Source organism: Cryobacterium sp. M91, assembly GCF_002929615.1.
GTDB lineage: Bacteria > Actinomycetota > Actinomycetes > Actinomycetales > Microbacteriaceae > Cryobacterium > Cryobacterium levicorallinum.
Map to the genome: position 1 here is coordinate 1 of NZ_PJJT01000035.1, position 5,496 is coordinate 5,496.

At 62.0% G+C, this 5,496-nt stretch carries 5 protein-coding genes, 2 pseudogenes and 1 other annotated feature; of the genes and pseudogenes, 5 read left to right on the plus strand and 2 right to left on the minus strand.

Annotation, left to right across the window (positions count from 1 at the left end):
* Positions 1–461 (plus strand): annotated as a pseudogene (locus tag CXY80_RS20565) (transcriptional regulator); the annotation flags it as partial.
* A 948-nt stretch (positions 462–1,409) separates the two neighbouring features.
* Positions 1,410–1,883 carry a Dps family protein gene (locus tag CXY80_RS00455; RefSeq protein WP_104131171.1) on the plus strand — a complete coding sequence of 158 codons (474 nt, stop codon included), beginning with the start codon at positions 1,410–1,412 and terminating at the stop codon, positions 1,881–1,883.
* Between the two features lie 381 nt (positions 1,884–2,264).
* On the opposite strand, the gene CXY80_RS00460 is transcribed toward CXY80_RS00455, so the two are convergent.
* Complete coding sequence (locus tag CXY80_RS00460) at positions 2,265–3,311, minus strand: IS110 family transposase (RefSeq protein WP_104131172.1); 1,047 nt, start codon at positions 3,309–3,311, stop codon at positions 2,265–2,267.
* Between the two features lie 268 nt (positions 3,312–3,579).
* On the opposite strand from CXY80_RS00460, the pseudogene CXY80_RS00465 reads away from it, so the two are divergent.
* From CXY80_RS00465 to CXY80_RS00475, 3 genes and pseudogenes are all read left to right on the plus strand, one after another.
* Positions 3,580–4,104 (plus strand): annotated as a pseudogene (locus tag CXY80_RS00465) (transposase); the annotation flags it as partial.
* A 66-nt stretch (positions 4,105–4,170) separates the two neighbouring features.
* A complete protein-coding gene (locus tag CXY80_RS00470; protein ID WP_233194741.1) occupies positions 4,171–4,482 on the plus strand; it encodes a transposase in 312 nt (103 codons plus the stop codon).
* Positions 4,440–4,553 (plus strand) — a sequence feature (AL1L pseudoknot). Its footprint overlaps the gene before it by 43 nt.
* The gene (locus CXY80_RS00475) at positions 4,479–5,012 is read left to right on the plus strand and encodes an IS3 family transposase (RefSeq protein WP_104131173.1); all 534 of its coding nucleotides are present in this window, start codon (positions 4,479–4,481) and stop codon (positions 5,010–5,012) included. It overlaps the preceding feature by 75 nt. Before CXY80_RS00470 ends, CXY80_RS00475 begins: the two co-directional genes overlap by 4 nt.
* Positions 5,013–5,045: 33 nt before the next feature.
* Here CXY80_RS00475 and CXY80_RS18970 read toward each other — a convergent pair whose 3' ends face one another.
* Entirely contained in the window at positions 5,046–5,309 is a 264-nt protein-coding gene (locus CXY80_RS18970) for a hypothetical protein (protein ID WP_146070600.1), read from the minus strand.
* Positions 5,310–5,496: the final 187 nt, after the last annotated feature.

The window sequence follows — 5,496 nt, forward strand, 5'->3', positions numbered from 1 at the left end:
GACGGCCCGCCAAGCTGTACCGTCGTGCGGTCAACGAAATCGCCGTGTCCGTTCCGGACCGGCACTACGCTCTGGCCGGAGAGCTGTTGATTTCTGCCATCGAGCAATCTGATCGCACCGGGAAGCCCGCCCAGGAGTCGCTCGCTCGGGTGTCCGAAGAACACGGTCGTGCATTGGGTACGAGTGCCGGCTCATTGGATGCGGTGCTGCAGTCAACCGGATATGAGCCTGTGGATGATGGTGATGGCGGACTGCTTCTTCACAACTGCCCATTCCACCAGCTGGCGAAGGGCCACACCGAGACCATCTGCGCGGCCAACCTCGCCCTACTGGAAGGGGTCGCGGAGGGTGCGGGGGAGCGCGCGCGCAAGGTTCAATTCGCGCCAAAAGACGGATATTGTTNTCAATTCGCGCCAAAAGACGGATATTGTTGCGTGCGTATCGTCCGGACTGCCGAGTAGGCGGAACGCTTTGTCCATCTCTCGGTGCGGTTGAGGTTGGTGTCGTTCTGGTGAGCACGTTCAACCGCGCAATCCACAGGCACCTCTGACTTGATCAACCGGTCGAAAAAAACTTGTCGAGAGAGGGCAGCCCGAAGCCGATAACGGCAGTCAGTGCGAGCGCTGAGAGAGGCTGGCAGTACTTGGACGATTTCGCCGCGATCTCACAAGTGGCGGCTTGGCCGGTGTCCGGAATTGGCGAGAGCCCACTGCATTAGCGGTGAGCCCTCCCTCATCACAATAACCGACGTCCCTAACAACGCCATCCAAAAGCGATTCAAACGAGTTGCTACCGGGGACTGAGCCCGGAGTTGACTAGGCCGATTGCAGGCCAGCGGTGGGCTTAGCGTGCACGGCCCTGAATGGCTGGGAGTTATCGACGAGTTCAATGATAGTTACGAAAAAGCCCCGACTACGCTGCGCCTGGGGGAGGCGAGGAATCTGTCGGGACTCATTCGTTTGAAGTGGGGGACTCCGTTTCGAACAGTACGGGTATGGGCTGAATGCTGGCTGGACAAGCCCTGTGTTTGGCAAAGCAAACAGGCGCATCCCGTGGGATACAATGACATTGGGTCTCTCTCTCATCTCGCAGACTTAGTCCGATCGAAGAGCGGTCGAGGCCGCCTGGTTGTGAAGACGACTCATTTCACGGCGTCGTTTTGTATTCGGAAGTGAAGTCCCGATGTGATTGTGCTTTGGTGAACATTCTCTTTCGTGAGCTGTCTTTTCAACGGGATCAATCGCCCTTCCGGGTCAATACAGCTCAGCGCGGTCTTTGGGTTGATGGTCATATCATCAAGAGAGACCTCAAACAGGTCACGACGTTTGTTGAAACCCGCTCAACCGCGACGGTGGCTGATGCAATGACGCCATATTTTTTGCTTTATCCGCGTACCACGGAAGGACACCATGCACGCCTCCGAGACACTTCGCACGAACTTGCAGTCCGTTCTTGTCGACCTGATTGCGCTGCATTTGCAGGGCAAGCAGGCGCACTGGAACATCGTCGGACCGAATTTTCGTGACCTGCACCTACAGCTCGACGAAATCGTCGGGGATGTGCGTGAGTTCTCTGATCAATTAGCCGAACGCTTGCGCGCCCTCAACGCGCAGCCCGACGGACGCATCGAAACCGTCGCCGCAACCACGCACTTGCCGAGCTTTCCCGCCGGCGAGGTAATCACCACCGACGCGATCAACCTCATCACGCAACGCCTAAACCTCACGGTGGAGAACATGCGGGCCGTGCATGATGACGTCGACGAGGAAGATCCCACCAGCGCCGATATTCTCCACCTTTTCATTGAGAAGTTGGAGCAGTACGCCTGGATGGTCAGCGCTGAGAATCAGCGGCCGCAATCGGCGGCGCAGAACCACGCCTAAGCCCAGGCTTCGACAGGTTCAATTGCCACGAGTTGATCCGTGTTGTGTCCGAGGACGGCGACTTTCAGGAGCGTCCTTGATGTGTCATTCTTCGCGTAGGCATCAAAAACGGCTGCTGCAGGGTCCGCGAGGTCGCTCTGAATGGGTGATGCGGCGTGAACTCGTGTGCTCAGGACGCCGTCCAGTCAGGCTCTCGCTGCTCGCAAAGCAACAATGACGTTCTTCATCGCCGTGCGCGCCTGCGGTCATGTCCCATTGTGTGGTGTTGTTTCCCTGCTTTGAGCGTTGCTTCGTCAACGCGAGGAGCCATCGTGGGATGGTCAGTGAGTACCGACGAAAGCAACTCACGAAGGACATCACACGACCCTTCTATGGTTGAAGTCAAGCAGTAAGGGTCGCCAGTGAGCGATAGAGGCTGCGGGCGATGAATCGTTTGAGGCAGCGGTGGATCTCTCGCCGGGTCTTGCCTTCGGCGGTTCTTCTGTCAACGTAGCTTTTCGTCGTGGGGTCGGTGATCATGCGGCAGCGGGCAATGATGTGGAGCGCTCGGTTCAGTTGACGGTCGCCGTGGCGGTTGAGGCGATGCCGGGTCGTATTTCCCGATGATGCCGGAATTGGGCTAACGCCAGCCAACGCCGCGAAGGCGGCTTCCGAGCGCACTCTGCCTTGGTGGGAATAAGCGGTCAGGATGATAGCGGCCGTGAATGGTCCGACACCGGGGATGTCCTGGATGCCTGGAGCGAGTTCGTCGACGTGCTTTGACAGGGCCGCGTGATTCGTTTCCAACTCGCGAGTGCGCTGGTGGATCGCGGAGGCGAGCCTGCGGGCTTCAGATCGGGCGACGGCAGCGGCAGTGTCATCGCTGGAGCGATCGCGCCATGCGGCGATGATGTCGACTTGAGTGTTGGTCAGGGGTGCGCGGGCGTCGAGGCCCAGGTTGATTATCCGCAGGAGCGCGTTGAGCGCGTTGCGGTCGCTGGTGCGTTGGGAATCGATACTGTGTCTCGCGACGAGCAGAACTCGAAGGGCGCTGCGAAGCCCGTCGGCGCGCGGCAGAATCAGCGCGGTCGCATCGGTGCCAAGCGCGGTGCGGGCGGCAGCCACGGCATCGATTTGGTCGGTTTTACCGTGACCATCCCGGGCCTGCCGTTTGGGTGGTTTGACCTCGCAGACGCGAATCCCCGCGGTGGTGAGAGCGCGAGTCACGGTTGCTCCGTAGGAGCCGGTGCCCTCGACAGCGGCAAGCTGTTGCCCATCCGAGCGTCGCTCAATCCATGCGATCGCGCGGGCGGTGCCAGCGTCGGTGGTGGGAAACGAAGCGGTGTCAATGACTGCGCCAGTAGCGGCAGCAACGACTGCGTAGGTGTGCGTTTTGGCGTGGGTATCCACGCCGATGACGTATTTGTATGTGTCAGCCACGGTGCTCACGAAGTGTCTTCTTCCGGTAAATGGTTCGTTATCCGGGCCTGGGAGAATTGTCGCGAGGCAGATCTCTAATGAGTCACACCCCCGCCGGAGCGTGGGTGGACAACCTTCTATGAAGCCATCGAAACGGGTCAGGCCGGCACCGACCTAGCCCAGCGGACAGGTCGTGTGAAAGCCACCGCTTTCGCGGGACAGATGGCTCTTGAGTCACGTTGGGAAAGGCCGATACCAGCTTGCCAGCCAGCCCCAGGCCAGCTACTAACCATTAGAGATGGCTCTAAACCAGTCTGCCCTGCCCACCCTGCTGGGAGAACTCAAACTCACCAATGTCACCGACCGCATCCGTGTCGCGACCGAAACGTTGTATCAAGAACTAATCGATGCGGAAGCGACCGCATTCATCGGCGCTGCCCCGTTCGAACGCTCCGGCGACCGCACCACGTATCGCAACGGCACCCGGCCACGGACCTTAAGCACGACGGCCGGGGACCTCGATCTGAAGATCCCAAAGCTGCGCGCCGGGTCGTTCTTCCCCGCCCTGCTCGAGCGCCGCCGCCGCGTCGACCAGGCCCTGTTCGCCGTTGTGATGGAGGCCCGATGTCCACGGCGTCTCCACCCCCAAGGTCGACGACTTGGTCAAGGCGCTCGGCGCTGATACGGGGATATCCAAATCGGAAGTGTCCCGGATCTGCGCCGGCCTCGCGCGGAAGTGGCCGAGTTCCGCGACCGCCCCCTGGCCGCGCAGGACTTCCCCTACGTGTTCCTCGACGCGACCTACTGCAAAGCCCGCGTCGGGCACTGTCTCGCCCCGGGTTTGATGGAGGTTCTTGATCACCCGAAAAGGTTGAGAATCATGCCAGCAATGAAGAAATATCCGCCGGAGTTGAAGGAACGAGCGGTGCGCCTACTGCTTGCCGCCCGCGGGGATGTCGGCGGTGCCCGCGGGGCTTCAAGTCGCATCGGCCAGCAACTCGGTATCCCGGCCGACACGCTGCGGAAGTGGCTGCTGCGCGCCGGTATCGATACCGGCGCTCGCCCGGACACCACGACGGAGGATGCCGCACGGTTGCTCGAGCTTGAGCGAGAGAACCGTGAGTTACGGAGGGCGAATGCCATCCTGCGCAGCGCGTCGGCTTTCTTCGCGGCGGAGCTCGACCGCCCCTCCATCAGATGATCAGGTTCATCGACGAGAACAAGCACGACTTCGGGGTCGAGCCGATCTGTAAGGAAATGCAGATCGCCCCGTCGACGTACTACGCGGCCACCAGCAGGCCGCCCTCGAAACGATCGAAAACGGATGGGGAGACCGTGGTGAAGATCACAGACGTGCACAAGAAGAACTACGGCGTTTACGGCGCGCGGAAGGTCCACGCCCAACTCAAACGCGATGGCCACCCCGTCGCCCGCTGCACGGTCGAACGGCTCATGCGCCGTGAGGGGCTGCGCGGCATCACCCGATCAAGGAGTCCACGGACCACGATTCCTGGCCCGCTCAGCGACCGCCCGGAAGACCTGGTGCGGCGGGCGTTCACCGCGCCAGCGCCGAACTGCCTGTGGGTGGCGGACATCACCTACATCAGAACATTCTCGGGCTGGGTTTACGCGGCCATCGTCGTCCGCGTGCCCAACGCTCGAGCGCTTCGCTCACACCCCGACGGTGCTCGAGTAGGGAGATGGAGGCGCTTCGCCGAAGGCCGACGATGATGGCTCATCATCGGTCGGGTCGTCGCGCCCGCCCTATGTCGGCTCGTCGCCGACCGTCGAGTTGCCGTCGCTCGGCACGCTCACGGCGGGCGCGCCTGCCGTCTCCTCGCGCCTGCCCTCCTGGGCTTCGAACTCCGAGTTCCCGCGGTCCTCCGCCGCGGAGCGGTCCGACTTCGGCGGGACGACCTCCTCCGTGGTGTTCGAGGCCATCTGACCATCCGCAGTAGGCATCACCTGATCGTTCATCAGACCGTCGGAGTCGTTGGGCTGGCTGCCCTCGGGGCCGAACATCGCCATCAGAGCAGCGCGTGCCCGGGGGAGCTCCCGGTGCCGCTGGTCTGCGGCACCGAGTGGGCGTCCGGCTCGTCTGGCGCCGCCGCGGGCGCAGTTTCGAGCGGTGCGGCTCCCGAGCCGGGAGTCGGCCGAGGGGCGTCCGACGCCGCGGGCGACGGAGATGCCGGAGATGCCGACGACGGCGCGGCGC